The organism is Marinobacter azerbaijanicus, from assembly GCF_030250645.1.
In the GTDB taxonomy this organism is placed as follows: domain Bacteria; phylum Pseudomonadota; class Gammaproteobacteria; order Pseudomonadales; family Oleiphilaceae; genus Marinobacter; species Marinobacter azerbaijanicus.
Genome location: NZ_JASSVS010000003.1, coordinates 481,765 through 507,430 on the forward strand (window position 1 = coordinate 481,765; position 25,666 = coordinate 507,430).

Annotated in this window: 24 protein-coding genes; 11 read left to right on the forward strand and 13 right to left on the reverse strand. The window is 57.4% G+C overall.

Going from position 1 to position 25,666, the window contains the following annotated elements; genetic code table 11:
• Positions 1 to 22: 22 nt before the first annotated feature.
• The 7 genes from QPM17_RS08610 to QPM17_RS08640 are packed head-to-tail and all read left to right on the forward strand — an operon-like array spanning position 23 to position 6,435.
• Positions 23 to 922, forward strand: a complete 900-nt coding sequence (locus QPM17_RS08610; protein WP_285390244.1) for a branched-chain amino acid ABC transporter permease — start codon at positions 23 to 25, stop codon at positions 920 to 922.
• A complete protein-coding gene (locus QPM17_RS08615) occupies positions 922 to 1,866 on the forward strand; it encodes a branched-chain amino acid ABC transporter permease (RefSeq protein WP_285390245.1) in 945 nt (314 codons plus the stop codon). Before QPM17_RS08610 ends, QPM17_RS08615 begins: the two co-directional genes overlap by 1 nt.
• The gene (locus QPM17_RS08620) at positions 1,863 to 2,636 is read left to right on the forward strand and encodes an ABC transporter ATP-binding protein (RefSeq protein ID WP_285390246.1); all 774 of its coding nucleotides are present in this window, start codon (positions 1,863 to 1,865) and stop codon (positions 2,634 to 2,636) included. The genes QPM17_RS08615 and QPM17_RS08620 overlap by 4 nt, the downstream gene beginning before the upstream one ends.
• Before the next feature lies 1 nt (position 2,637).
• Positions 2,638 to 3,312: an ATP-binding cassette domain-containing protein gene (locus QPM17_RS08625; protein ID WP_285390247.1), complete on the forward strand. Its 675-nt coding sequence runs from the start codon at positions 2,638 to 2,640 to the stop codon at positions 3,310 to 3,312.
• Positions 3,313 to 3,345: 33 nt separating this feature from the next.
• On the forward strand, positions 3,346 to 4,476 hold the full coding sequence (locus tag QPM17_RS08630; RefSeq protein WP_285390248.1) for a zinc-dependent alcohol dehydrogenase family protein: 1,131 nt from the start codon (positions 3,346 to 3,348) through the stop codon (positions 4,474 to 4,476).
• A gap of 48 nt (positions 4,477 to 4,524) precedes the next feature.
• Positions 4,525 to 5,994 carry an NAD-dependent succinate-semialdehyde dehydrogenase gene (locus QPM17_RS08635; RefSeq protein ID WP_285390249.1) on the forward strand — a complete coding sequence of 490 codons (1,470 nt, stop codon included), beginning with the start codon at positions 4,525 to 4,527 and terminating at the stop codon, positions 5,992 to 5,994.
• A 21-nt stretch (positions 5,995 to 6,015) separates the two neighbouring features.
• Positions 6,016 to 6,435, forward strand: coding sequence for an acyl-CoA thioesterase (locus QPM17_RS08640; protein WP_340366365.1), 420 nt, complete (start codon positions 6,016 to 6,018; stop codon positions 6,433 to 6,435).
• Between the two features lie 66 nt (positions 6,436 to 6,501).
• On the opposite strand, the gene purD is transcribed toward QPM17_RS08640, so the two are convergent.
• From purD to aroQ, 9 genes are all read right to left on the reverse strand, one after another.
• Positions 6,502 to 7,803, reverse strand: a complete 1,302-nt coding sequence (purD, locus tag QPM17_RS08645) for a phosphoribosylamine--glycine ligase (RefSeq protein WP_285390250.1) — start codon at positions 7,801 to 7,803, stop codon at positions 6,502 to 6,504.
• Between the two features lie 117 nt (positions 7,804 to 7,920).
• Complete coding sequence (gene purH / locus QPM17_RS08650) at positions 7,921 to 9,501, reverse strand: bifunctional phosphoribosylaminoimidazolecarboxamide formyltransferase/IMP cyclohydrolase (protein ID WP_285390251.1); 1,581 nt, start codon at positions 9,499 to 9,501, stop codon at positions 7,921 to 7,923.
• A gap of 85 nt (positions 9,502 to 9,586) precedes the next feature.
• Complete coding sequence (gene fis, locus QPM17_RS08655; protein ID WP_285390252.1) at positions 9,587 to 9,904, reverse strand: DNA-binding transcriptional regulator Fis; 318 nt, start codon at positions 9,902 to 9,904, stop codon at positions 9,587 to 9,589.
• Complete coding sequence (dusB, locus tag QPM17_RS08660; protein WP_285390253.1) at positions 9,901 to 10,899, reverse strand: tRNA dihydrouridine synthase DusB; 999 nt, start codon at positions 10,897 to 10,899, stop codon at positions 9,901 to 9,903. The genes fis and dusB overlap by 4 nt, the downstream gene beginning before the upstream one ends.
• Positions 10,900 to 11,115: 216 nt before the next feature.
• Positions 11,116 to 12,363 (reverse strand): DUF3426 domain-containing protein, encoded by a 1,248-nt coding sequence (locus QPM17_RS08665; protein WP_285390254.1) that lies wholly within the window; start codon positions 12,361 to 12,363, stop codon positions 11,116 to 11,118.
• A 63-nt stretch (positions 12,364 to 12,426) separates the two neighbouring features.
• Positions 12,427 to 13,323, reverse strand: a complete 897-nt coding sequence (gene prmA / locus QPM17_RS08670) for a 50S ribosomal protein L11 methyltransferase (protein ID WP_285390255.1) — start codon at positions 13,321 to 13,323, stop codon at positions 12,427 to 12,429.
• A 38-nt stretch (positions 13,324 to 13,361) separates the two neighbouring features.
• Positions 13,362 to 14,708 carry an acetyl-CoA carboxylase biotin carboxylase subunit gene (gene accC / locus QPM17_RS08675; protein ID WP_285390256.1) on the reverse strand — a complete coding sequence of 449 codons (1,347 nt, stop codon included), beginning with the start codon at positions 14,706 to 14,708 and terminating at the stop codon, positions 13,362 to 13,364.
• A gap of 16 nt (positions 14,709 to 14,724) precedes the next feature.
• Positions 14,725 to 15,186: an acetyl-CoA carboxylase biotin carboxyl carrier protein gene (gene accB, locus QPM17_RS08680; protein ID WP_285390257.1), complete on the reverse strand. Its 462-nt coding sequence runs from the start codon at positions 15,184 to 15,186 to the stop codon at positions 14,725 to 14,727.
• A gap of 27 nt (positions 15,187 to 15,213) precedes the next feature.
• Entirely contained in the window at positions 15,214 to 15,654 is a 441-nt protein-coding gene (gene aroQ / locus QPM17_RS08685; RefSeq protein ID WP_285390258.1) for a type II 3-dehydroquinate dehydratase, read from the reverse strand.
• A 372-nt stretch (positions 15,655 to 16,026) separates the two neighbouring features.
• Between aroQ and QPM17_RS08690 the strand changes: the two genes are divergently transcribed.
• Positions 16,027 to 16,737, forward strand: coding sequence for a hypothetical protein (locus tag QPM17_RS08690; protein ID WP_285390259.1), 711 nt, complete (start codon positions 16,027 to 16,029; stop codon positions 16,735 to 16,737).
• A complete protein-coding gene (locus QPM17_RS08695) occupies positions 16,734 to 17,729 on the forward strand; it encodes a DUF6976 family protein (protein ID WP_285390260.1) in 996 nt (331 codons plus the stop codon). The genes QPM17_RS08690 and QPM17_RS08695 overlap by 4 nt, the downstream gene beginning before the upstream one ends.
• A gap of 11 nt (positions 17,730 to 17,740) precedes the next feature.
• Here the strand turns inward: QPM17_RS08695 and QPM17_RS08700 are convergent, their stop codons facing one another.
• On the reverse strand, positions 17,741 to 19,354 hold the full coding sequence (locus QPM17_RS08700; protein ID WP_285390261.1) for a diguanylate cyclase: 1,614 nt from the start codon (positions 19,352 to 19,354) through the stop codon (positions 17,741 to 17,743).
• Between the two features lie 199 nt (positions 19,355 to 19,553).
• On the opposite strand from QPM17_RS08700, the gene QPM17_RS08705 reads away from it, so the two are divergent.
• Together QPM17_RS08705 and QPM17_RS08710 are read left to right on the forward strand one after the other, a co-directional pair.
• Positions 19,554 to 21,557: a bifunctional diguanylate cyclase/phosphodiesterase gene (locus QPM17_RS08705; RefSeq protein ID WP_285390262.1), complete on the forward strand. Its 2,004-nt coding sequence runs from the start codon at positions 19,554 to 19,556 to the stop codon at positions 21,555 to 21,557.
• A gap of 88 nt (positions 21,558 to 21,645) precedes the next feature.
• The gene (locus tag QPM17_RS08710) at positions 21,646 to 22,698 is read left to right on the forward strand and encodes a DUF2333 family protein (protein ID WP_285390263.1); all 1,053 of its coding nucleotides are present in this window, start codon (positions 21,646 to 21,648) and stop codon (positions 22,696 to 22,698) included.
• A gap of 80 nt (positions 22,699 to 22,778) precedes the next feature.
• Here the strand turns inward: QPM17_RS08710 and ppa are convergent, their stop codons facing one another.
• The 3 genes from ppa to rpiA all read right to left on the reverse strand — a co-directional run bounded on the left by ppa (position 22,779) and on the right by rpiA (position 25,664).
• On the reverse strand, positions 22,779 to 23,306 hold the full coding sequence (gene ppa, locus QPM17_RS08715; protein WP_285390264.1) for an inorganic diphosphatase: 528 nt from the start codon (positions 23,304 to 23,306) through the stop codon (positions 22,779 to 22,781).
• A gap of 323 nt (positions 23,307 to 23,629) precedes the next feature.
• Positions 23,630 to 24,769, reverse strand: coding sequence for an acyl-CoA dehydrogenase family protein (locus QPM17_RS08720; RefSeq protein WP_285390265.1), 1,140 nt, complete (start codon positions 24,767 to 24,769; stop codon positions 23,630 to 23,632).
• Positions 24,770 to 24,983: 214 nt separating this feature from the next.
• Complete coding sequence (gene rpiA / locus QPM17_RS08725; RefSeq protein ID WP_285390266.1) at positions 24,984 to 25,664, reverse strand: ribose-5-phosphate isomerase RpiA; 681 nt, start codon at positions 25,662 to 25,664, stop codon at positions 24,984 to 24,986.
• Positions 25,665 to 25,666 lie beyond the last annotated feature (2 nt).

Genomic DNA, 25,666 nt, shown 5'->3' on the forward strand with positions numbered 1-25,666 from the left:
CCGATAGCAGGAGTAAACACTGATGTTAACGGTCTGGGCAATACTGATCGACGGTTTCATCTACGCGTCCTGGTTGTTTCTGGTTGCGGCAGGTTTAACGGTCATCTATGGCGTTATGCGAATTCTCAACATGGCTCACGGCAGCCTTTATGCCCTCGGGGCCTATGCTGCTGCTTCGGCGCTGGGCTGGTATTACGCCGGCGGCGGAGACCAGCTGATCATGGCTTTTGTCATCATTGCAGCCTCTGCAATAATGGTCGGTGCACTGACCGGGCTGGTGATCGAAAGGGGCCTGCTGCGGCTTATGTATGGTCGCGATGAGGTGCTGATGCTGATCGTCACATTCGCCGTACTGCTAATCCTCGAAGACGTCATAAAGCTGATCTGGGGCACGACCCCCTATTCTGCCTATCAACCCTATGCAGCGATGGGGCGCATCAACATCGACGTACTGACGGTATCGGGCTATGACCTGATGGTGCTGGCGGTTTCTTTGGTGATCGGCGTAGGACTGTGGTTCTGGCTCGAGCGTACCAAGGTGGGCAAAATCCTGCGCTCTATTATCCACGATCGGGAAGTATCCGAGGCCATGGGCGTTAACGTGCGCCGCATGTTCACCATCACCTTCATGATTGGTGCAACCCTCGGCGCTATCGCCGGTGGTATTACCGCCCCAATCATCTCCGTTGTGCCCGGGCTCGGGGTCGAGGTCATCGTAATGGCCTTTGCAGTTGTGGTGACCGGAGGCCTGGGCAGCATCACAGGCGCGGCAGTGGGTGCTGTCATTGTTGGCCTGGCGCGAGCGACGTCTATTCACACTATGCCCGAGTTGGAGCTGTTCATCATTTACGCTGTGATGGCGACGGTGCTGATCTTCCGACCCAATGGCCTGTTTGGCCAGGTGATTGCGAGGAAAATCTGATGACCCTGGAAAAAACTGAAGTCTCCCTGATCGGTGTCGCTGTGGCCCTTGCCCTGCTCTCCCTGGTGGCTCCGAACTGGCTTATCTTTACCACTACTCTGGCTATTTCCACCGCACTGGTGGTGATGGGGGTGGTGATGCTTATGCGGGCGGGCCTGGTGTCGTTCGGCCAGGGGCTGTTCTATTGCCTTGGCGGCTACGCAGTGGGCCTGGGTGGCCGTTTTTTTGGCATAACGGATGCCTTGCTGTTGATTGTTCTTGGCGTTGCGGTAACGGTTGGCGTTGCCATGATTCTGGGGCTGCTTGTTACGCGATATCGGGAAATATTCTTTGCGATGTTGTCCCTGGCTTTTTCGATGATTCTCTATGGGGTTCTGGTGAAAAGCCATGGGCTCGGAAGCACGGACGGCTTCGGCGTGGTGGACTGGACTATTCTGGGATTCCTGCCCGGTTCGGGCGAGAGCAGTTCCAGGATCGCATTGCTGATGGCGCTTGCGCTGGCGCTGGGGGTGGCCCTGTTTCTCAATCGTTACTTCCGCTCGAGCATCGGCCTGGCCTGTGAGGCAATCCGGGAAAATGAGGTACGGGTAGAGTACATGGGGATATCCCGCAAACAGGTGCTCTATATCAACTATGTGATCGCGGCCGCCGTCGGTTCCATTGGCGGCTCACTGACCGCATTGGCTGCCGGCCATGTGGACCCGACCATGGCCTACTGGACCGTATCAGGTGAGTTTGTATTCATCGCCATCCTTGGCGGTACCGGGCACGTGGCAGCGCCCTTCATCGCAGCATTGATTTTCACGCTGGTACGGACCTACGCCATTGAACTGGCACCCAATGCCTGGCAAATGATCCTGGGTATCGTGCTGCTGCTGATCATTCTCTTCCTGCCGAAGGGGATCTGGAGTCTGTTTACCCGCAAGAAAAGGGTGGCCTCATGACCGAGATTCTGAAAACCACCGGATTGTCCCGTTATTTTGGCGCGGTGACAGCCGCAGAAGACATCAATGTAACCATCACCGAAGGTGAAATTGTCGGGGTAATCGGGGCTAACGGCGCCGGGAAGACCACCTTTATCAATATGGTGACCGGCTACCTGGCCTCGTCCAGCGGCACCATTGAATTCGGGGGTAAACCCATAAAGGGCCTCGGACCACGCAAGCTGATGAGAAAGGGATTGACCCGGTCCTTCCAGATTCCGCAATTGTTTCTGGAACTTCCGGTGATCGACAACCTGGCCATCGCCCTGGCGGCGGCTGACCATCAACAGTTCCAGATGATTCGGCCGGTGCACACGACAAAGCGGCTGGAAGCGGCTGAAGAAATTCTGGCACAGATGAACATCGCCCAGTACCGTAATGAAATGGTTACCGCCATGCCTCAGGGGGCACGCAAGCTGCTGGACATTGCCATTGCCATGCTGGGCAGTCCTCGGATGTTACTGCTGGATGAGCCCACCAGCGGTGTCAGCATGGAAGAGAAATACACCCTGATGGACACGGTGATGGAGGCGGTTCGCCAGCGGGGCCTGACGGTATTGTTCGTTGAGCATGACATGGAAATTGTTCAGCGATACGTTACGCGGGTACTGGCCTTTGCCAGTGGTATTGTGATCAAGGACGGCCCGGTGGACGAAGTGCTGGCGGATGAGAAGGTCCAGGAACTGGTGACCGGCAAGCCGAAGACGCCTAAAACCGAAGGAGGCGCCTGAAATGAGCCTTGAAATTGCTAATCTCGACGTTTCCATTGAAGGTATCAGTATTCTGCGGGACATTAATCTGAGCATTCCGCAGGGCCAGATGGCAGGTCTGATCGGCCACAACGGCGCCGGCAAGACCACGCTGATCCGTGCCATTATGGGCCTTCTGTCTGCGACCCGGGGATCCATTGCTTTCAAGGGCCAGGACATCAGCAAACTGCCGTCCCACCGACGGGCCAATCTGCGCATCAGTTACATGCCGGAGGACCGCAGGCTGATACCGGACCTGACTGTGTCGGAGAACATGCTCATGCCGGCCTGGGCCAATAACATCAAGGATGGTGAGGAGCGACTGAAATGGGTTTATTCCCTGATGCCGGAAATTGCCGACTTCGGTGAGCGCAAGGCGCTGCAGTTGTCCGGCGGCCAGCAGAAGCTGGTGGCCCTGGGCCGGGCGCTGATTCCGGGAAGGGAACTGATACTGCTGGATGAGCCGTTTGAAGGTGTCGCGCCGGTATTAGCCCGACGTTTATCGGAAGTCATTGCCGACCTGCGAGCGGAGGGCCTGACGGTTCTGATTGCGGAATCCGATGACAGCCACTCTGCCGATCTGGTGGATGCCACCTGGCGCATTGAGCGCGGATCCGTATCTGCTGGGCGCAAGGATCCGTCTGCGTCGTTGGCATGACCATAGAACAGAAATCGACTGAGGAAATACGCCATGAAAATTCGAGCCGCAGTTTTGCAAACCATTGGAGCGGAACGCCCGTACCAGGACACCAGGCCCCTGGCGATTGAGGAACTGGAGTTGTCTCCCCCTGGCGACAACGAGGTGCTGGTCCAGATCAAGGCGGCCGGCCTGTGCCACTCTGATCTTTCCGTTATTGACGGCAACCGCCCCCGGCCTGTGCCCATGGCACTCGGCCACGAGGCGGCCGGCATCGTAAAAAAAGTTGGCAATGGCGTCCGCGACCTGAAGGCAGGCGATCATGTGGTTGCCGTGTTTGTGCCCAGTTGTGGACACTGCGCACCCTGTGCGGAGGGGCGTCCGGCCCTGTGTGAACCAGCGGCAAAAACCAATAACGCGGGCACTCTGGTCAGTGGTGAGCACCGGCTACACCGTGCGGACGGCACTTCGGTAAACCACCACCTGGGGGTGTCTGCCTTTGCGGACCACGCGGTCGTGTCCCGGGATTCGCTGGTCAAGATTGATGCTGATCTGCCACTGCACCACGCGGCCCTTTTCGGTTGCGCCGTACTCACCGGTGTAGGGGCGGCAATCAATTCCGCAGACATCAAGGCCGGCCAGACGGTTGCTGTCATCGGCCTCGGTGGCGTCGGCCTGAACAGCGTGCTGGGCGCACTGGTGGCCGGCGCCGGCGAGGTGATTGCCATTGATCTGGATGACAGCAAGCTGGCGTTGGCCAAAGAGCTGGGTGCAACCCACGCCTTTAATTCCGGGGAAGAAGGGTGTGTCGATAAGATCAAGGCATTGACGAACGGCGGCGTCGATTGTGCCATTGAAATGGCCGGGTCTGAAAAGGCGCTGGAGTTCGCCTACCAGATCACCCGCCGTGGCGGAACCACCGTCACCGGTGGCCTTGCCCATCCCGAAAAGAAAGTGTCTATCCAGCAGGTCAGCCTGGTAGCGGAGGAACGCACCCTCAAGGGGAGCTATGTGGGCAGCTGTGTGCCCGTACGTGACCTGGCCCGTTATGTCACACTGTTTCGCCAGGGAAAGTTGCCGGTGGACAGATTGCTCAGCGATACCCTGACACTGGATGAGATCAATGACGGTTTTGAAAAACTGGCCTCGGGTAAAGCCGTTCGTCAGGTTGTGTTGTTTGATTAGGGCACCCGGAAACCAGGACAACTCCCACCTGTTAAACAGAGGCACAGTATGTCCGTAAATCTGACAAAACCGGAACTTCTGCGGGAGCAGGGGTTCATCAACGGTCAATGGGTTCCGGCCAGGTCCGGCCAGACGTTTGCTGTCGTGAACCCGGCCAACGGCGAGCGCCTTGCAAACGTTCCTGATATGGGGGGCGACGATACCCGTCAGGCTATTGACGCCGCAGCGACCGCCTGGCCGGCCTGGTGCTCAACTGTGGCCAAGGAACGGGCCAATATTCTTCGCAAGTGGTTCAACCTGGTGATGGCGCATCAGGAAGATCTTGCCCGTCTGATGACCGCAGAACAGGGCAAACCACTTACTGAATCCAGAGGCGAGGTCGCCTACGGTGCCAGTTTTATTGAGTGGTTCGCCGAGGAGGCAAAGCGCGCTTATGGCGATGTCATCCCCGGGCATGGCAGGGACAAGCGCATTATCGTGATCAAGCAGCCGATTGGTGTCGTGGCCGCCATTACGCCATGGAACTTCCCGATCGCGATGATTACCCGCAAAGTAGCACCGGCCCTTGCGGCGGGTTGTCCGGTTGTGGTCAAACCAGCGGAGGATACCCCGTTGTCAGCACTTGCGATCACCTTCCTGGCAGAACAGGCTGGTGTGCCTGCCGGACTGATCAATATCATCACTGCAAGTAAAGGGCATGCAGCGGAGGTTGGTGGAGAACTCACGGCTAACCCGGTGGTGCGCAAGGTATCCTTCACCGGTTCAACCCCTGTCGGTAAGTTGCTGATGCGCCAGGCCAGTGACACGGTGAAGAAGGTCAGCCTGGAACTGGGGGGCAACGCGCCGTTCATTGTGTTTGACGATGCCGATCTGGACGCTGCCGTTACGGGTCTGATGGCATCGAAATATCGCAACACCGGGCAGACCTGTGTCTGTGCAAACCGGGTGTATGTCCAGTCTGGTGTGTATGACGCTTTTGTCGAGAAATTGAAAGCAGCGGTCAGCAGGCTGGTTGTCGGTGCCGGCCTGGACGTCGAGGCTCAGCAAGGCCCATTAATCAACCGGGCCGCGCTGGAGAAAGTCCAGAGGCACATTGAAGACGCCACTTCCAGGGGCGCCAGCATTGCCCTTGGCGGCAAGCATCATGAACTGGGTGGCACCTTTTTTGAACCGACCATTCTCACCGATGTAACCCAGGATATGCTGGTTGCCAGGGAGGAAACCTTTGGGCCCGTCGCACCGCTGTTCCGCTTTGAAACCGAGGACGAAGTCATTGCAATGGCCAATGACTCTGAATTCGGGCTTGCGGCCTATTTCTACAGCAATAATATCAAGCGTATCTGGTATGTGGCGGAGGCATTGGAATCGGGGATGGTAGGTATCAATGAGGGCATTATCTCGACCGAGGCGGCGCCGTTTGGAGGCGTTAAGGAGAGCGGGCTCGGACGCGAAGGTTCGCATTACGGACTCGATGAGTTTATTGAGCTGAAATATCTGTGCCTTGGTGGTATGAAATAAAACCGGTAAGTGGAGAAATCTGTGGAACGAGGTGAGTTCGATGTGCTGTACCCCATCACAACCCGGTGGATGGATAATGATATCTACGGCCATGTGAATAACGTGACCTACTACTCCTACTTTGACACCACCATCAACCGCTACCTGATCGAGGTGGGCGGGCTCGATATCAATGATTCTCAAGTGGTTGGATACGTGGTCAGCTCCAACTGCCAGTTCAAGAAACCGGTGGCGTATCCGGATACACTGGAAGCTGGGCTCAGGGTGGTCAGGATTGGAAACAGCTCAGTGACCTACGAGCTGGGCCTGTTCAGGAGTGGTGACGCGGAGCCGGCTGCGCTTGGTCAGGTTGTCCACGTGTTTGTTGACCGTGAACAGAATCGCGCAGTTGCGATTCCTCAAAATATTCGCGGGGCGCTTGAGCGCATCCTGATTTCCTGAGGCGCCCCGGGTATCAATCACTAATAAGCCCGGCAAGTAACCGGGCTTATTAGTGATAATACAACATCAGTCACTGGCTGAGTCTTCCCGGGCAATGGCCCGGTAAGCGATGTCCTTACGGTAGAAGACACCCTCCCACTGGATTCTTCCAGCAACCTCGTAAGCACGCTGCTGGGCTTCCGTAACGGTCTGCCCGAGCGCAGTGGCGCATAGCACGCGGCCACCATTGGTAAGGACCTTCTCGCCGTTGAGCCGGGTTCCCGCATGGAACACTTTCTCACCGTCTATTTCCGCTTCCGCCTCAGGCAACCCGGTAATAACATCCCCTTTGTTGTAACTGCCGGGGTAGCCGCCTGCTGCCAGCACAATACCTACGGCAGGGCGGTCGTCCCAGTCCGAGCTGCACTGGTCAAGTTTGCCATCAATTGCCGCACCGCAGAGTTCGACCAGGTCCGACTTCATGCGGAGCATGATGGGCTGGGTTTCCGGGTCACCGAAGCGGCAATTGAACTCAATTACCTTGGGGGCGCCGGAGCTGTCAATCATCAGGCCGGCGTAGAGGAAGCCCTTGTAGGGATGGCCCTCTGCCGCCATGCCACGAACGGTCGGATAAATCACCTCGTCCATGATGCGCTTGTGGACATCGGGTGTGACCACCGGGGCTGGTGAGTAGGCGCCCATACCTCCGGTGTTGGGGCCGGTATCGCCGTCGCCCACACGTTTGTGGTCCTGGGAGGTGGCCATGGGTAGCACGTGCTCGCCGTCCACCATGACGATGAAACTGGCTTCCTCGCCTTCAAGAAACTCCTCGACAACCACGCGGCTGCCCGCGTCGCCAAAGGCGTTGCCCGCCAGCATATCGCGGATCGCGTCTTCTGCTTCCTGGAGGGTCATTGCAACGATGACGCCCTTGCCTGCAGCCAGGCCATCGGCTTTTACGACAATGGGCGCACCCTGCTTGCGCACGTAGGCCAGCGCCTGGTCGACATCGGTGAAGTTGCCGTAGGCGGCTGTTGGAATCTTCTGGCGCTCGAGAAAGTCCTTGGTAAAGGCTTTGGATCCTTCCAGTTGGGCGGCGCCGGCACTGGGGCCGAATACCCGCAGGCCACGTTCTTCAAACAGATCGACAATGCCGGCAACCAGTGGCGCTTCGGGCCCGACAATGGTCAGGCCCACGTTGTTGGCAGCGGCAAAGTCTGCCAGACCGTTGAGGTCCATGACGTCGATGTTGACGTTTTCCAGGCCCGGCTCGCGGGCGGTACCGGCATTGCCCGGGGCCACGAAGACCCGATCAGCCTCAGGGGACTGTGCGGCTTTCCAGGCGAGGGCGTGTTCGCGGCCGCCGGAGCCTATTACTAGAATGTTCATAGTTATATTCCTGGTTGTCGGATTACGCCTGCGGCTAATCCGACCTACGGTCCAATTCTTAAGCTACAGTAGGTCGGATTAGCCGCTGGCGTAATCCGACACTGGGCCTACTCCGAATCAATGCCTGAAATGACGCATTCCGGTAAACACCATGGCAATACCATGCTCGTTGGCGGCGTCGATAACTTCCTGGTCGCGCATGGAACCACCCGGCTGGATAACGGCGGTTATGCCAGCCTCAGCGGCAGCATCGATGCCGTCCCGGAACGGGAAAAACGCATCGGAAGCCATTACCGACCCCTTCACTTCAAGACCCTCGTCAGCGGCCTTGATACCGGCGATTTTTGCACTGTATACCCGGCTCATCTGGCCTGCGCCCACGCCAATGGTACGACCGGCCTTAGCGTAGACGATGGCGTTGGATTTGACGTATTTGGCCACTTCCCAGGCAAACAGCAGGTCGTTCAGTTCCTGCTCGGACGGCTGGCGCTCGGTGACAACCTTGACGTCTTCCATGGCCACCATGCCCAGGTCACGATCCTGAACCAGAAGGCCGCCGGTGACGCGCTTGTAATCCATGGATCTGGCGCGCTCGCCATCAAACTCGCCGCAGGCCAGCAGGCGTACGTTCTTCTTGGTGGCCACCAGTTTCACCGCTTCCGGCGCGATGGTGGGAGCGATAATCACTTCCACAAACTGACGGTCGATGATGGCCTTTGCGGTGTCAGCATCCAGCTCGCGGTTGAAGGCGATGATGCCGCCAAATGCGGAGGTCGGATCAGTGGCGAACGCCAGGTCATAGGCCTGCTGGATGTCTGCGCCAATGGCCACGCCACAGGGGTTCGCGTGTTTGACGATAACGCAGGCCGGGTCGGCGAAAGGCTTTACGCACTCCAGCGCGGCGTCAGTATCCGCGACGTTGTTGTAGGACAGTTCCTTGCCCTGTAACTGTTTGGCGGTAGCAATACAGGCTTCCCGCGGATTGCGCTCGGTGTAGAAGGCAGCCCGCTGGTGCGGGTTCTCGCCGTAGCGCATATCCTGAACCTTGACGAACTGGGCATTGAAGGTACGGGGGAAATCGGCGTTGTCGTTGTCTGCGGTACGGCCACCGAGGTAGTTGGCGATTGCGCCGTCGTAACCGGCAGTGTGTTCAAAGGCCTTTACGGCAAGGTCAAAACGGGTCCTGTAGCTGAGCTGGCCATCGTTGGCCTCCAGTTCCTTCAATACCCGGCTGTAGTCAGAAGCATTTACCACAATGGCGACGTCGTCGTGGTTCTTGGCGGCAGCGCGAACCATGGTCGGCCCGCCAATATCAATGTTCTCGATGGCTGTGGCCAGGTCGCAGTCCGGTTTGGCGACGGCCTCCTCGAAGGGGTAGAGGTTCACAATCACCATGTCGATCGGAGTAATGCCGTGCTCTGCCATTACTTCGTCGTCAGTGCCGCGTCGCCCCAGAATACCGCCGTGAATTTTCGGGTGCAGGGTTTTTACGCGGCCATCCATCATTTCGGGGAAACCGGTGTGGTCACTCACCTCGGTCACCGGTACCTGGTTTTCTTGCAGGAGCCGGAAGGTGCCGCCGGTGGAGAGCAATTCGATACCGCGTTCAGTCAGCGCACGGCCGAATTCCACGATACCGGTTTTATCGGACACGCTGATCAGCGCGCGACGAACGGAGGTATTAGCCTGATTTGCCATGGGTCACTTATTTCTGCTGGATATGAACGAATGAAGGCCTCGCGAATGTTGTCCGGGAGGCCCTCGTTTCAACCGGGTAGCTGGATTATAGCAGACCGTACTGCTTGAGTTTCTTGCGCAGTGTGCCTCGGTTCAGGCCCAGCATCGTCGACGCCTTGGTCTGGTTGTTGCGTGTGTACTTCATCACCTGCTCCAGCAGTGGCGCTTCCACTTCCGACAATACCAACTGGTAAACCTCGGTTACGGGGGCGCCATCAAGCTGGGCGAAATAGTTTTTCAGAGCAACTTCCACGCTATCGCGCAGGGTAACGGTGTTGCCACTGCTATTCACTGTCTGCAACTGATGGATATCATCGTTGGCGGGTTGAGTCAGGTTGTCTTTAGCCAAAGTCTCAGCGGTCATGCTGCGAATACCTCTCCATTTCGTAAGCCTGCAAAGTACTGTTGAATGCTGTCTTTCTGCTCCAGCGCGCAATCAATGGCGTTGAAGCGTTTGCGGAATCGTTTGTCCTGATCGTGGGACTGCAGATACCAGCCCACATGTTTTCTGGCAATACGCACGCCCATGGTTTCGCCATAGAAGGCGTGCAGGGCGCTCAGGTGTTCGCTGAGCACCTGTTCCACCTCGTCGACCGGTGGTGCCGGCAGATGCCTGCCGGTTTCCAGGAAATGCAGGATTTCCCGGAATATCCAGGGCCGGCCCTGGGCACCGCGACCAATCAGCAGGCCGTCCGCCCCGGTGTGGTGCAGCACATGTTTTGCCTGCTCTGGCGAAGTGATATCGCCGTTCGCAAACACGGGAATGCCAACCCGTGACTTCACCTCGGCAATGGTGTCGTACTCCGCTTCGCCCCTGTAAGCGTCAGCGCGGGTGCGGCCATGGACGGCAAGAGCCTGTATGCCGGCGTCTTCCGCCATACGGGCAATCAGCGGTGCGTTCCGGTGTTCGCGGTCCCACCCGGTGCGCATTTTGAGCGTTACCGGTATGTCCACGGCAGCCACAACAGCTTCCAGGATCTCCCGTACCAGTGCTTCATCTTTCATCAGAGCCGAGCCGGCGGCCTTGTTGCAGACCTTTTTGGCCGGGCAGCCCATGTTTATGTCGATGATCTGGGCGCCAAATTCGGCGTTCAACCTGGCAGCGTTGGCCAGCATGTCCGGATCACCGCCGGCGATCTGCACTGACCTGGGTTCCGGTTCCCCCTCATGGTTCATCCGGGTTTGTGACTTGCGGGTGTGCCAGAGCTTGCTGTCCGCAATGACCATTTCCGATACTGCCAGCCCTGCACCCATGCGCCGGCAGAGAAGCCGGAAGGGGCGATCAGTCACACCAGCCATGGGTGCAACGATCAATGGATTGGGCAGGGTGTACGGCCCGATGTTTGCCGTTGGCAGCATGATCTGAGTCCGAGTCACAGCGGGTTAAGCGAACGCCGGATGTGAACGGTTGCTCAATAAGTAACCGATTCTGATCCGAAGGGCGGTAATGATACCGCCGGGAGAGATGCTATTGAAGGGGCGAGGCCATGAAAAAGTTGATTATTTTTCGTTCTGTCTGGTTGACTTTCAGGCAATTCGATGGCGGTCCCCACTGTTTTGCAAGTGAGGGCTTGCTTACTCCTGATTGGCGCGGAAGGCGATATTGTAGTTCACGGCATCTCTGCCCGGGTCCCGTATATTGATGGCGATCCTGACCGGAGTGTCCGTAGGCATGGCCTCCATTTCCCTGCCTTCCCCGGAAAGATATTCGTCCGGTGTGAAGATGCTCTGGGCGACCACGTCACCGTTCAGGTTGGAGAAGGTCAGCGCTATGGCCGGGAATGGTTGCTCAAATGCCGCACGGTTGATGATGACAGCGTCGACAACCAATTGACTGCGGTTCTCGGGATTTGTTCTTACCACCAGTTTGCGGCTCTGGATGGCGTCTACGTCCACCAGTGGCTGCAAATCGCAACCCACGATTTCGCAACCTTTCTCATAGAAGGGGCGCAGCTCTGGTATGGAGGACAGTCGGTCAAACTGGAACCAGATGACCTGGGCCACCAGAACACCAACCAATGCCAGTACCACCAGGGTCCACAGGGCGGTTCTCAGACGCCCCCCTCCATTGCCGGCAACAGAGACAGGCTCCCTGCGGAGATTGTTGTAGGGTGAACTGGCAACCATGGGCTCGCTGTCGGATACCGGGCCGGTATCGTAGTCGAACGAGGATGATGGGGGCTGGTCAATATAGAATTCATCCGAATGTTCTGTGGGCCCGTGCGTCAGGTCCTCCCGCTCCGCTGGTGATGCCTTGGCGGGCTGCTGCGGTGTTTCCTCTTCGGTGTGCCCGGCAGAAAGTGGTGGCTCCGTTTCCGCCTCGGATCCGTGTGGTTTGGGCGGTTCCCCGGTTTCCTGTGTCGAGTGAGCCGGTTTGCGTGACGGCTCGTCTTCGGACAGTATTGCTTCTGCCCAGCTTTCGTCTATTTTTTCGTGATTCTCGTCATCTTCGGCGTCGAAGCTGCCGCTCCCGCGTTCCTCAATGGTGCGGAAGCTGTCGCTCAGTTCGTCCTCAGAGAAGGTCAGTCTGGTACCGGCATAGGGGCCTTCAGCGGCATCTTCTTCGGGGTTGTCCGCAAAGATCAGATCGTCGTCCGAGGTGAAATTCTGGTCAGCCGGCTTGTCCTGCTTTTCCGGTGTTGGGGTGGAGGGCTGGCTCTTGTCGGACGAAGTGCTACCTCTGACCTGGTGTTCGACCGCGTTGAACACTGCCATGCAGTTGCCGCAGCGCACTTTACCCCCGGCTACGCCAAGCTGGGCGTCTGTCACCCGGAAGCGGGTTTCGCACTTCGGGCATCGTGTCTGCAGGCTGCTCTGGGTCATGCTTCGTTCCTGTAAGCGACGTCGACTACGAGTCACGGAGTTTAGTCGGTTCAGCGGTTTCCGTCACCTGTCATTGCGCCGTCCTGTGAGTCGTATCCACTCTTCACGTTGCTCCGGTTCATCCATGATAAACCAGGGCTCGTAGGCTGCCATTACCTCCCGGGCCTGATTGGAGAGTATGCCGGACAACACAATGTCACCGCCCGGTTTCACCTTTGCAGCCAGCCGGGGCGCGAGGCTGATCAGGGGCTGGGCGAGAATGTTCGCCAGCATGATGTCAGCCATGGTGTCCGGTTCATCGGCAGGCAGGAAAAGATCAAGTCGCTCTTCCTCCACCCGGTTGCGTCGAGCGTTCTCACGGCTGGCCTCCAGGGCCTGGGGGTCTGTGTCAATGCCGATGACGTGATCAGCGCCCAGCAGCAGGGCGGCAAGGCCGAGAATGCCGGAGCCACACCCGTAATCAATCACCTGTCGCGATGACACATCATGCCCATCCAGCCACTCCAGGCACAGTGCGGTAGTGGGATGGGTGCCGGTGCCAAACGCCAGCCCCGGATCCAGCAGCAGGTTGGCTGCTTGCGGGTCCGGTGCATCGTGCCAGCTGGGTACGATCCAGAGCCTCTCGCCAAAGCGGAGCGGCTTGAAGTCGTCCATCCATTCCCGTTCCCAATCCTTGTCTTCCACCAGGGTAACGTCGATGTCCGGCAGGGACTGCTGTGTCTGCTGGTGCCAGGCGTCCTTGACCGCAGCACAAAGCTCTTCAATATCCCGCTCCGCGCCGAACAGTCCGGTTACGCTGGTCTGGTGCCATAGTGGCGTTGTGCCCGGGTCGGGCTCATACAGCGGCTGGTCAGCGGCATCTTCCATGGAGACGGCTTCGGCGCCCATTTCCATAAGCAGATCCTCAAGCTGGTCCGCATTGTCGGGATCAGCCGGGATCTGTAGTTGTATCCAGGGCATGTTGGTGTCCTGTCAGGTAGACAAATTGACTGTACGGGTCAGTCCCGTATCAGTTTCTCCAGATAATGAATAGTGAAGTCTACCTGTTTAAAGCCGCCATCGCGTACCAGTTTCCTGTGCAGCGCCTGATTGGTTTTGATGCCTTCAACCACCAGCTCGTCCAGCGCATTCTTCATGCGGCGGCGAGCAATCTCCCGGTCGTCGCCCCAGGTGATCAGTTTGGCCACCATGGAGTCGTAGAAGGGGGGCACGGTGTAACCGCTGTAAAGATGCGAGTCTACCCGTATGCCGTTGCCGCCAGGGGCATGGAAATGCTTGACCTTACCCGGACTTGGCACAAAGGTTTGCGGGTCTTCGGCGTTGATGCGGCATTCCAGGGCGTGTCCGGAGATCTTGATCTCGTCCTGGGTGTATTGCAGCGGCAGGCCGCTGGCAATCCGCAACTGCTCGCGCACGATGTCCACGCCCGTCACCATCTCCGACACCGGATGCTCCACCTGTACACGGGTGTTCATCTCGATAAAGTAGAAGGCGCCATCCTGGTAAAGGAACTCGAACGTGCCGGCCCCTACATAGCCAATTTTTTTACAGGCATCGACGCAGGCCTTCAGGGTCACTTCCCGGGCTTCGGGATCAATGTTCGGTGCTGGCGCTTCCTCCAGTACTTTCTGGTGTCGACGCTGCATGGAACAGTCCCGGTCGCCCAGGTGAATCACGTTGCCATGGGTGTCGGCCAGCACCTGAACTTCAACATGCCGGGGCCGTTCCAGGTATTTCTCCAGATACACTGTGGCATCGCCAAAGGTGTTCTTGGCTTCGCTCTGGGTGATCTGCACACTTTTCAGCAGGGCTGCTTCGGAATGGACAACCTGCATGCCGCGACCGCCACCACCGGATGCTGCCTTGATGATCACGGGGTAGCCGATTCTTCTGGCGACTTCCAGGGTGCGCTGGTCATCGTCCGTCAGCGGTCCATCGGAACCAGGAACGGTGGGAACACCGGCTTCTATCATGGAGTTGATGGCCGAGACCTTGTTCCCCATCAGGCGAATGGTTTCAGCCCTGGGGCCGATGAAGCGAAATCCACTTTTCTCCACCTGCTCGGCAAAATCCGCGTTCTCGGCCAGGAAGCCGTAACCCGGATGAATACCGACGGAATCCGTCACTTCTGCCGCACTGATAATCGTGGGGATGTTCAGGTAGCTGTCAGCGGCACTATTGGGACCAATGCAGACAGACTCATCCGCCAGGCGCACGTGCATGAGGTCGCGGTCAACCTGCGAATGGACGGCCACGGTTTTGATTCCCAGCTCCTTGCAGGCACGCAGGATGCGCAGGGCGATCTCGCCGCGATTTGCGATCAGAACTTTTTCTAACATAGCCATGAGGATATCACCGGGTTCAGGAAATGATGATCAGTGGCTGGTCGAATTCGACCGGCTGCCCGTTCTCTACCAGGATCTCGGTGATGGTGCCGCTCTTGTCCGCCTCGATCTGGTTCATCATCTTCATGGCTTCCACGATACAAACCACATCACCAGCTTTTACTGACTGCCCCACTTCTACGAAGGCCTTGGCAGTTGGTGAGGGCGAACGGTAGAAAGTACCCACCATCGGCGACTTCACGGCATGCCCCGAAGGCTCTGCTGGCTTGGCGGGTTCATCGGCGGCCGGCGCAGCTGGCTGTGAGGATGGCGCTGGCTGGTGTGCCGGTGCGGGGTACTGGGCCATATACTGCGGTGCGGCCAGTTGCTCTCGACGGCGGGAAATGCGCACCGAGTCATCACCTTCGTGAATCTCCAGCTCCTCGACGTCGGATTCCTCCAGCAGCTCGATAAGTTTCTTGATCTTGCGAATGTCCATAGTCAGTCCGATCCCGTTTAATCAGTTCTATCGATGAATTCGTTGCAGGGCGGCTTCGAGTGCAAGGTCGTACCCTATGCTGCCCAGCCCGCAGATAACGCCTTCGGCGATATCAGAAAAATAAGAGTGATGGCGGAAAGCTTCCCGCGCATGCACGTTGGAAAGATGTACTTCAATACACGGAATGCCCGATGCCAGCATGGCATCCCGTAGTGCAATACTGGTGTGGGTGAATGCCGCCGGGTTGATAATGATGAAATCCACCCCTTCTGATCTGGCTTCATGTATCCGCTCAATCAGTTCATATTCCGCGTTTGACTGTAAATGTAGCAGGTGATGACCACCTTCGGCGGCTTTCCGGTGCAATCGCTCGTCAATGTCAGCCAGCGTCTCATGGCCATAGACCTCTGGCTCGCGGGTTCCGAGCATGTTCAGGTTGGGTCCATGCAGGACGAGGATGGTCGCCATGATTGTATCTGCCTTGCTGACTTGTCTACAGGATCGCCGACTTTAGCGACATTTTCACCCAATGGTGCGTGCTTGAGGCCTTCAGATCAACACTTTTTGACATTCTGCCGTGTGTCAAAAAGTATCCTGGCGATACCCGCGCGATTTTTGCCGATTACGTGGCTATTGTCGTGAACGACGAGAAGGAGCGCTATAAGACGTTGGTTTCATGTTCGGTTTTTGCCGTATGCGAACAAAGTTGCTCTCATACCAGCCCGGTACCCCGGATTTACTCCCTAAGTTTAATCGGATCAACGCGATGGTGGTCTGTCCGTGGCCGTCGATCCGGCAGAGACTGATGATCTCAGAAGTCTGCGAGTCCAGGGAGGAATCATGCGAGATACCGAGATCTGCCGAAAATTACTGCAACTGGAAGAACCATGGAGCGTTGACCGGGTGAAGGTCGACGTGGAGACCAGGGAACTTCATGCCTACCTGGTGGCCGGCAAATCGTGGTTCGGCCGGCCCACGTTCGTGCGCCCTAAAATGCGCTGGCGGCATGCCAATATCGGCGCTTTCAAGACGTTTGTTCACGCGACATTGCCGGATGATCAGGCACAGCGGCAGAACTCGCCTTTTCTGGGGGAGGTAGACAGAGACTTTACCCATGGTCTGGCACAGCGAGTCGTTGAGTGCCTCAAGGCTGGCCTGGGTTATCGACAGGTCTGCAATCTGTTGGAGATCGACGTCTACCTGGCATGGCAGATACGCCATGCCATCAGCGAAGGTCAGTGGGGTGGTGATGAAAACCTGGTCGAGAGGAGCATGGAGCCGTCCTCGTCGAGACAGATTCCACCAACTGGCGACCCGGTCTGGTTGCGATTGCTGGAATCAGAGGAGTCCATAGATATCCGTTTGCTGGGTCTGCGACTATTGCTGGCGCGGTGTCGTCAGGAATTCCCCACCCTTTCCAGTAATGACGCCAGAATCATGAGAGTCAACACCGTGCGTCGATTCTTCATCAAGCATGAGAAACAGCTCGCCCACGAAATTTCCCAACTACTGGAATTGAGACACGGCGGCCCGGCGGGGGCAGAATCATGAAAGGCGAGAAAAGGAATGGTTTGATGTCCGTGGAAAGTGCCGCCGTGCTGATCGAACGGGGGCTGGGGCTGACCATCGCCGGTGATGAATCACTCCTGAAACAGTTGCCCCGCGGTCAGTGGATCGGTGGCACCACTCCCTATTTCATGACGTCGGAAGGTGGTCAGTGCCGCAGGGATGTGGTGTTCGTGCAATGCCTGGATACCATGGACGTCGCTGTCGCCCGCTATGATGTGGAGATCCTTGCGAATGTGCTGGAGGATGCGCCGGAGAATGGGTATTCGATCATAATCCTTCCTGCCGGAAGCCCAGTGCTGGAAGTCTACGCCCACCACGCTCCCGATTTCCCTGATATGTTCATCAAGCCTATTGTCGGATGGGTCTCCGGCGTTCACCTGGATGACTTGGGAAATCGCAGTGCTGCAGTGCTCGATGGCTCCAGCGGGGAGCTTCATACCGACCAGGCGGTGGTGCTGCACGTGCGCTTACCGGAAGGTCGTTCAGCCATGGTGCACACGGTCAATCTGTTCGAGGCGGGCTTCGGGCCGGAGCTGACCTTTGGCGCAACTGGCGACGCCCCGGGCGAGTGTCGCGTGGATGGTGTGGTTGGCAATCTGGCGGAAGTCATAGCGGCTCAGGAAATTGGCCCCGAGCTGCCCCTGGTGGCAGATTACTGTGGGGCGGTGGTCAATGTGAGCATTCAGTCGATAGATGAATCGGCAGGCAGGGTGAATCTTTATGCGCCGGTATTTGAGGGTGTTCCTTACCGTTTTGCGAGGCCGGTTGCAGATTACCCGGCCAAGTTCATTGCCGCCATGCCCAGGCATTCCGGAAATCTGGTGTTTGGTTGCAACTGTATCCTGAACTACCTGCATTCCGGTCTGAAGGGAAGAAAAACGGCACAACTGACAGGTCCCATTACGTTTGGTGAGGTGGCTTACCAGCTAATGAACCAGACTGCCGTTTTCCTCACTGTCGAAGGTGACGACTGAGCCGGAACAGCTCAGTCGCCAGCCGCTGTCACACAGTTTCTGCCCTGCTCCTTGGAGCGGTAGAGTGCCCTGTCTGCCCGCTCGCACAACGCCTGGGATGTGTCACCCTTCCAGGCGGCAACACCGCAACTGAAAGTAACGTTGAATTCCCTGTCGCCGGCAGGCTGCAGTAGTTCCGAGAAACGCTCGCGGATTTCGTTCAGCACATTGCGGGCATCGCTTTCGCGGGTATCCGGCAGGATGATGGCAAATTCCTCCCCCCCGTACCGTCCTATGTGGTCGGTCTTGCGCAGTCGCTGTTTGAGGAACATGGACAGGCTTCTCAGAACGCGGTCACCGATAGGATGACCAAAGGTGTCATTCACTTTCTTGAAGTAATCGATGTCGATCATCGCGAAGCAGAGCGGCTGGTCTTTCTGTCGGCACTTTACAATCTCCTGGTCCAGAAGATGCAGCGTGTGGGTGTGATTGAACAGGCCAGTCAGGCTGTCACGAATCATCAGTGCCAGCAGCGACCGGGCACGCCTGCCACGGTTATGGATAGTGGCAATCAGGTGTTTGGGATCGATAGGTTTGGTCAGGAAGTCATCGCCCCCGAGGCTCATGGCGTGGAGCTGCTTGCTGACATCTTCCTCGGCAGAAAGATAGATAATGGGGACGCTGTGGAAGCGGTCCTGCTGGCGGATTACACGGGCGATCTCCATGCCGGTACAACCCGGCATGTACATATCGAGGATGATGATCTCCGGAGAAAAGTCTTCCAGCGCATGAATGATCTGCATGGGGTCGGTGATGATGTGAGCGGTCATGCCGGCCTTTTTGAGCACCGTCTCCATGAACTTTGCCTGGGCCCGGGAGTCATCCAGAACCAGCACTTTGTAGGGTTCCACCGTATTGCCGTGGGTGTAGGTCTCGATTTTTTCGATCAACTGGCCCGGGTCTACCGCCGGATAGAAAAACTCCTCGCCACCACAGCGGGAGGCTCGCAGTCGCGTCTCAATGGTGCCGTCCTCATCACTCATGAAAATGATCGGGATAGGCGTATCGTGACGTTCCTGCAGGCGTTCAATCGTGGCAATGCCACTCAACGGTTCTCCACCATAGTTGACGTCCATCAGGATGGTTTCGGGCTTGTGCAGAGCGCAGGCTTCGATCAGTTTCTCCGCCGTATGGAAAGCTGATGCACGGAAGCCGAAGAATTCCAGTTGGCGAATAAGCCGGCTGGCCATTTCCTCGCTGGACAGCGCAATGTAAACCGGGGTGCGTCGATACTGCTGGGGCGTCTCACTGGTTGTCTGGTCGGTGCGCCGAAGGGTGCATCGGGAGAGCTGTTCAATGGCATCCTGCAGTTTGCGGTCGAGGCCGTCTGGCAGAGCCTCGCCTTCGGGCCATTCGCCAACCAGATCAAACACTTTTTGCCCGGAGTCGGCATGGGTTTCCATCTCGAACCGTCTGGCATAGCGGACCAGCTTGTCGGCAGCCCTGGCAAAATCACTTCTGAATGCGGCGGATTGGCTTGCGTCTTCGTGGATCTTCTGCCATGTATCCAGGACAACCCTCGCCTGGGTGGTGACACGGCGAGCGAAGTGCTGCCTGAGTTTGTCTTTCTGGCTTTCGTCGTTCATTGTGCTCCGGCCTGTATTTTTTTCGTTCCTTGCCGCACATCTCCGTCACGGACAGATATTTTCAACATTAGTCGTTTTGGAGAGTCTATAGTGTTTATTGTTGTCGGCGTAGGTGACTCTATGTAAATGTTTGTCAACTATGCGGTGCAGGTCACATCAGCTCCCCGGTAACCGTTCCTTCAGTCAGGGGTTGCCAGTTATGGCACGGATGCAAAAAACACTTCAATTTCCCCGACAGCGGGGTGTGATTACCCTGCGTAGCCTGTTGTTGCTGTTTGCCGGGGGGCTCTTGCTGTTGGTTCTGGTTGCCGCCATAAGTGTGAGCTTTGACCGGTTCCGGGATTACATGACAGACCAGCTTCGCGGGCACTCACGGGATGGTGCCACCGCGATCGGTCTGTCCCTGTCCAATGCCATTGACGGTCGCGACCCGGTGGCTGCCTCATCGCTGATTGACGCGGTATTCGACAGTGGCCGGTACCTGTCTGTGGTTTACCTTGACAACAACGGTGAGGAAATTGCCGGCAGGGAGGCATCACTTAAAGAAATAGATGTACCGGACTGGTTTGTTTCCCTGGCTGACCTGCCCTTGCCTGTGGGGGAGGCAGAAGTAGTGCGAGGTTGGAGCCGGCTAGGCAAGGTACGGGTGGTGAGTCACCCTGGCCGCGCCTACGAGGATCTCTGGAAGGTCACCGTGCGCACAGCCGCCGGCACCACACTGATAGCCGCTGCTGGGCTGGTCGGCCTGTTCTGGACTATTACCCGCCTCCTGCGACCACTCAGGGCAGTGGAAAGGCAGGCCCGAGCCCTCGGTCGGCGTGATTTCCGGCGTCGGGTAGACATCACCTCCACCCGCGAACTGAACCAGGTCACTCACGCCATGAACCAGATGGCAGACGACCTTGGCCAGCTGTTCGAGGGCCAGGCCAAGCTGATCCAGCACCTGCGGAAGATCAACAACGAGGATAGCGTGACCGGTCTTGCCAGCCGCAGGGCATTCGAACAGCGGCTCAAGGTGGAAGTGGAGTCCGAAGAGCGGGCAGCGCCCGGCGTTCTACTCCTGATCCAGTTGGCGGATTTTGTCCTGTACAACCAGACCTATGGCCGTGAAGAGGCCGATCGCCTGTTGGTTCGCATTGCTGCTGCAATTGATTCCTTTACCCGTCAGCATAGCGACTCCTTTGCGGGGCGGTTAACCGGCGCCGGATTCGGTGTGTTTCTGCCCGGTGTTTCGCGGGCAGATGGCTTGATATGGAGTCGCAATCTGGTTGAGGAACTTGACGGTATCTACTGTGACCTGTCAGCCCCGATGGAGGTTTCGGTCCATGCAGGTATTGCCCAGGCTGCGGGGAATCGCAATGTCCGTGACCTGATGGCAGCTGCCGATGAGGCCCTTCGCCAGGCCCAGGCAGAAGCATCGTCCGCCTGCCATGCCGCTGATACCGAGAGGCATGAGCACTACAATAGTGAAACCTGGCGCACAATCATTGAACAGTCCATCAGGAATAACCAGTTGTCGCTCTGGCTGCAGCCGATGGTTCGCGAGGGTGACGGTGAAGTGCTTTTTCATCAGGTGTTCTCCCGGATGAAAACGACCGATGGATGGATCAAGGCGAGCATCTATGTGCCCATGGCCGAACGCTTTGGCATGATTCCTGATATTGACCGCTGGGTGCTGGAGCACTCTCTGTCGATGCTTCGGGCCCAGCCCGGGATACGCCTGGCCATGGCCCTGGGGGTGGTCTCGGTCGCCAGCGACGAGTTTCGTCAGGAACTTCTGGAGAAATTGGCGACGTCGGGCCCAGAGCGCCAGCGGTTGCAGATCGGGATCTCCGAACAGGCCATTCATCATCACCGTGTTCAGGTGGGGCTCTGGGTGCGTGCCCTGAATCGATTGCAGGTGCCGGTGATTGTCGACCGTTTCGGGGTTGGCGGCGTGCCGTTCAGTTACCTGAGGAATCTGAGATTCCAGGCACTGCGTATTGACAGCAGCTTCATCCACAACATTGACAGCCACGAGGACAATCGTTTTTATCTTGAGTCCGTCACCACAATTGCACACAGCCGCGGTGTTCGGGTGTACGTCACGGGCGTAGAGGCCGAGAGTGAATATTCGGCCCTGCGCGGTATCGGTATCGATGGCGCAATGGGGTACCATCTCGGGCGGCCGTTTGAGGCGGGGCAGGGAGGTCGTTCGCAGTGACGTCGCAAATTGCATAAAACCTGCCTTTGCGTCATGGTAATTGACGATCGCAGACGGAAACAACGGACAGACAGGGGAAAAACAGCCAATGCCAGGAAACATCAGACAGTATTTCAGTGATCGCAAAGACGACCTCCGGGATTTTTTCGGCGGTGGTGGGGTGGTCGGAAAGTTCATCCTGGCTGTTCTTGTTGTTTATCTGCTGGTTGCAATTGTACTTGGGATGATCTGGAGCAGTGAGCCGGAGATATTCTCGGTTCGTGAGCACACCCGGGCGGTTGCCAGCGAGATGCAGCGTGAGCCGGTCACTGGCTTTGCTACCACGGTAACCATGATCCGGGTGGCTGAAACGCTTCTCGACAAGCCTGGGGGCTATATTTCCAACGATATTTTCCCGCCGGGAGTCTGGCTGGATAACATGCCCAACTGGGAATACGGCGCGCTGGTACAGCTTCGCGACTTCTCCCGGGCAATGCGCAAAGACATCAGTCGTTCTCAAAGCCAGTCCGCCGAAGATCCCGACCTGACGATTGCCGAGCCCCAATTCCACTTCGACAGTGGCAGCTGGGCGATTCCGTCCACAGAGGCGGAGTATCGTCGGGGTATCAAGGCCCTTTACAGCTACCTTGACCGGCTTTCCCGTCCTGACCAGCCCGATGCCCAGTTCTTTGCCAGGGCAGACAACCTTGCAAACTGGCTGGCGGACCTGGAAACCCGATTGGGAAGCCTTTCCCGCACGCTGGGGGAAAGCGTTGGTAAGGCGTCGGTGTCTGATGCTGTTGCCAATATCAACCCCAACGATCCGCTGTCAGAAGATGTATTGGGTAAAGAAGTGAAAACCCCCTGGACAAAAATAGACGATGTGTTTTACGAAGCCCGCGGCAGCGCCTGGGCTCTGTTGCACATTTTCCGCGCCGTCGAGGTGGATTTCCGCAAGGTGCTGAGAGACAAGAATGCCCTGTCGAGCGCCAAGCAGATCATTATCGAACTGGAAGGTACACAGGGAGAAATGTGGAGCCCTGTGATTCTTAACGGTAGCGGCTTCGGTGTGCTTGCCAACCACTCCCTGACCATGGCGGCGTACCTGTCCCGTGCCAGCGCTGCCATCAGCGACATGCGTGACCTGCTGACCCGGGGTTAACGTCAGCAAAGCACTCTGCCATAAAAAAACCGGGCCAAATTTCAGCCCGGTTTTTTTATCTTCGCCTGAAGGCGATGGATTCAGCCCTTGTAGGCGTTCACGGCGTCTTCAATAGCTTTTCTGGCTTCTGCTGCATTGCCCCAGCCCTGAACCTTGACCCACTTGCCTGGCTCAAGAGTCTTGTAGTTTTCGAAGAAATGATGGATCTGGTCCCGCAGCAGTTCCGGCAGGTCATCAATCTCCTTCACGTCGTGGTAGGAAGTGGTCAGTTTGTCGTGGGGAACCGCAATCAGCTTGGCATCGCCACCGGCTTCGTCTTCCATGTTCAGTACGCCGACCGGGCGGCAGCGGATAACGGAGCCGGCCTGTACGGCGTATGGAGTGACGACCAGTACATCGATAGGATCGCCGTCATCGGCCAGGGTGTGGGGGATGAAGCCGTAGTTGGCCGGGTAGAACATGGGGGTGGCCATGAAGCGGTCTACCAGCAGGGCACCCATGTCCTTGTCCAGTTCGTACTTGACCGGAGAGCTGTTTGCCGGGATTTCGATGGCCACGTAGATGTCTTCTGGCGGATTCTTGCCAACCGGGATGTTGTCAAAGTTCATGGGTGATCCTTATCTGAAGTGCGTTTGACTGCGTTTAAAAAGTGGGCGCAATTATACGGCACAATGGTATGGATCGAAACTAAACGTTGGTCTCGCTTTGGGGTGTTGCAAGCTTCGGTGCATGCCCTCTGGTGGGGACAGGCTTCCAAAACACGCCGCAAGTACTTCCATGTAGGCTCGGTCGGGCCATCCCTGGCCCTCCACGGTTTTGGAAGCCTGTCCCCACCAGAGGCCTCAAAGCTCCGAGTCGCCTGCCGGCAGGTTAGTTTTTTACGTAGGCCGGATTAGCCGCAGGCGTAATCCGACAAGAACAAGCGGAAACACTACAATCGCATCTGCTTCGCAATCAACTCCTTCATAATCTCATCGGTACCGCCACCAATCGACAAAATCTTCGCATCCCGGTACAGCCGCTCAACCACCGATTCCCGCATATACCCCATACCACCATGAATTTGCACCGCTTCGCGGGTGACCTTCTCGCAAACTTCCACCGCAAAGTTCTTCGCCATCGCCACCTGTTTGATCGGGTTCTTGCCCGCCTGCATCAGCGCTGCGCAGCGGTAGGTGTACTCCCGCGCCACATCCACCTGGGTAGCCATGTCCACCAGCTTATGGCGTGTTACCTGGAAGCCTTTGACCGGGCGACCAAACGCCTCCCGCTGCCCGGCCCAGGCCATGGCTGCTTCCAGGGCTATTTCGGCGGTCATGTACGCCATAATCGAGAGGCTCAGGCGCTCCGCCAGAAAATTGCTCATGATGGCAATAAAGCCGGCGTTTTCGGCGCCGATCAGGCGGTTGGCCGGTACCCGGCAGTCTTCAAAGAACAGTTCCGCCGTATCGCTGGCCCACCAGCCCATTTTGCGAAGCTTCTTGCCCCTGGAGAAGCCCGGCATGTCGCGGTCAATCAGCAACAGGCTGACACCCCCGTGACCTTCGCCACCGGTGCGCACTGCCACCGTGTAGTGATCGGCACGAATGCCGCTGGTGATAAAGGTCTTGCTACCGTTGACGATGTAATGATCGCCATCCCTGACCGCCTTCGTCTTGAGGCTGGCCACATCGGAGCCACCACCGGGTTCGGTGACCGCCAGCGCGGCGATCTTCTCGCCGCGCAACACCGGCGGTACGATGGCTTCCTTCACTTCCGGCCGGGCCCATTTCGCCACCGGCGGCAGACCGATATCCAGCGACCCCAGACCGGCCACCAGCCCCCCGGAGGTCGAACGCATCAGCTCCTCCGAAACAGCGACCTTCATGAACACATCGCCTTCCCCGACACCGCCGAGACTTTCCGGAAAACCGACCCCAAGAAGTCCCGCATCACCAGCCTTTTTATAGAGCTCCCGGGGAAACTCACCGGCCTCTTCCCAGTCGTCGATGAAAGGCAGGACATGCGTGGCAATAAACTTGCGGGCACTCTGACGAACCTGCTCATGGGTATCGTTGAAATAATCGGACACGGTGATGCTCCCTGTGATCAAAAACCATAGAAGCAGTCTCACCCAAATTGAAAAACCAAGCAAGCGCTTGGTTCAGGCAGGCCCGAAAAGAGTCTGGGCCGCAAAGGGGTAGGGCTGTCAGGGGACGTCAAAAACATGGATGTTTTTGTCGAGCGTACAGGGACGTATTTACAGCGTGCCCCTGACAGCCCTACCCCTTTGCGGCTTCCCGGAGCTAGCCGTCCTGGCGGGAAATGCTTTTAACGCCATCTGCAGTACCGAGCAACAACAAATCCGCAGGCCGACGGGCAAACAGCCCGTTGGTCACAATGCCCACAATGTTGTTCAGCTTCTCTTCCACCTGGATCGGCCGGGAAATATCCAGGTTATGGATATCGATAATGATATTGCCGTTATCCGTAATGAAACCCTCGCGGTAAACCGGATCACCGCCCAGCTTCACTATTTCGCGGCCAACATAGCTGCGAGCCATGGGCACCACCTCCACCGGAAGCGGAAACTCACCCAGGATACCCACCAGCTTGGACTCATCGGCAATGCAGATGAACGTCTTGGATACCGCCGCAACGATCTTCTCGCGGGTCAGGGCACCACCGCCTCCCTTGATGAGTTCCAGGTGTTCATTGGTCTCATCGGCACCGTCCACATAAAATTCAAGCGGTGCGGCACTGTTCAGGTCATACACCGGAATACCGTGACTCTTCAGGCGCTCAGCTGTGGCGTCGGAACTGGCAACAGCGCCATCGAAATCATTGCGAACGTTGGCCAGCAGGTCGATAAAACAGTTGGCCGTGCTGCCGGTACCCACGCCAATAATGCTGTCCTGGTCAAGATGGGGCCTGATATAGTCCAGTGCGGCCTGGGCGACGGCTTTCTTCAGTTCGTCCTGATTCATCG

Coding starts and splice junctions, on each gene's coding strand:
- QPM17_RS08610 (WP_285390244.1), top strand. CDS start 23: ATGTTAACGGTCTGGGCAATACTGATCGACGGTTTCATCTACGCGTCC.
- QPM17_RS08615 (WP_285390245.1), top strand. CDS start 922: ATGACCCTGGAAAAAACTGAAGTCTCCCTGATCGGTGTCGCTGTGGCC.
- QPM17_RS08620 (WP_285390246.1), top strand. CDS start 1,863: ATGACCGAGATTCTGAAAACCACCGGATTGTCCCGTTATTTTGGCGCG.
- QPM17_RS08625 (WP_285390247.1), top strand. CDS start 2,638: ATGAGCCTTGAAATTGCTAATCTCGACGTTTCCATTGAAGGTATCAGT.
- QPM17_RS08630 (WP_285390248.1), top strand. CDS start 3,346: ATGAAAATTCGAGCCGCAGTTTTGCAAACCATTGGAGCGGAACGCCCG.
- QPM17_RS08635 (WP_285390249.1), top strand. CDS start 4,525: ATGTCCGTAAATCTGACAAAACCGGAACTTCTGCGGGAGCAGGGGTTC.
- purD (WP_285390250.1), bottom strand. CDS start 7,803: ATGAACATTCTAGTAATAGGCTCCGGCGGCCGCGAACACGCCCTCGCC.
- purH (WP_285390251.1), bottom strand. CDS start 9,501: ATGGCAAATCAGGCTAATACCTCCGTTCGTCGCGCGCTGATCAGCGTG.
- fis (WP_285390252.1), bottom strand. CDS start 9,904: ATGACCGCTGAGACTTTGGCTAAAGACAACCTGACTCAACCCGCCAAC.
- dusB (WP_285390253.1), bottom strand. CDS start 10,899: ATGCTGCCAACGGCAAACATCGGGCCGTACACCCTGCCCAATCCATTG.
- QPM17_RS08665 (WP_285390254.1), bottom strand. CDS start 12,363: ATGACCCAGAGCAGCCTGCAGACACGATGCCCGAAGTGCGAAACCCGC.
- prmA (WP_285390255.1), bottom strand. CDS start 13,323: ATGCCCTGGATACAACTACAGATCCCGGCTGATCCCGACAATGCGGAC.
- accC (WP_285390256.1), bottom strand. CDS start 14,708: ATGGCTATGTTAGAAAAAGTTCTGATCGCAAATCGCGGCGAGATCGCC.
- accB (WP_285390257.1), bottom strand. CDS start 15,186: ATGGACATTCGCAAGATCAAGAAACTTATCGAGCTGCTGGAGGAATCC.
- aroQ (WP_285390258.1), bottom strand. CDS start 15,654: ATGGCGACCATCCTCGTCCTGCATGGACCCAACCTGAACATGCTCGGA.
- QPM17_RS08690 (WP_285390259.1), top strand. CDS start 16,027: ATGCGAGATACCGAGATCTGCCGAAAATTACTGCAACTGGAAGAACCA.
- QPM17_RS08695 (WP_285390260.1), top strand. CDS start 16,734: ATGAAAGGCGAGAAAAGGAATGGTTTGATGTCCGTGGAAAGTGCCGCC.
- QPM17_RS08700 (WP_285390261.1), bottom strand. CDS start 19,354: ATGAACGACGAAAGCCAGAAAGACAAACTCAGGCAGCACTTCGCTCGC.
- QPM17_RS08705 (WP_285390262.1), top strand. CDS start 19,554: ATGGCACGGATGCAAAAAACACTTCAATTTCCCCGACAGCGGGGTGTG.
- QPM17_RS08710 (WP_285390263.1), top strand. CDS start 21,646: ATGCCAGGAAACATCAGACAGTATTTCAGTGATCGCAAAGACGACCTC.
- ppa (WP_285390264.1), bottom strand. CDS start 23,306: ATGAACTTTGACAACATCCCGGTTGGCAAGAATCCGCCAGAAGACATC.
- rpiA (WP_285390266.1), bottom strand. CDS start 25,664: ATGAATCAGGACGAACTGAAGAAAGCCGTCGCCCAGGCCGCACTGGAC.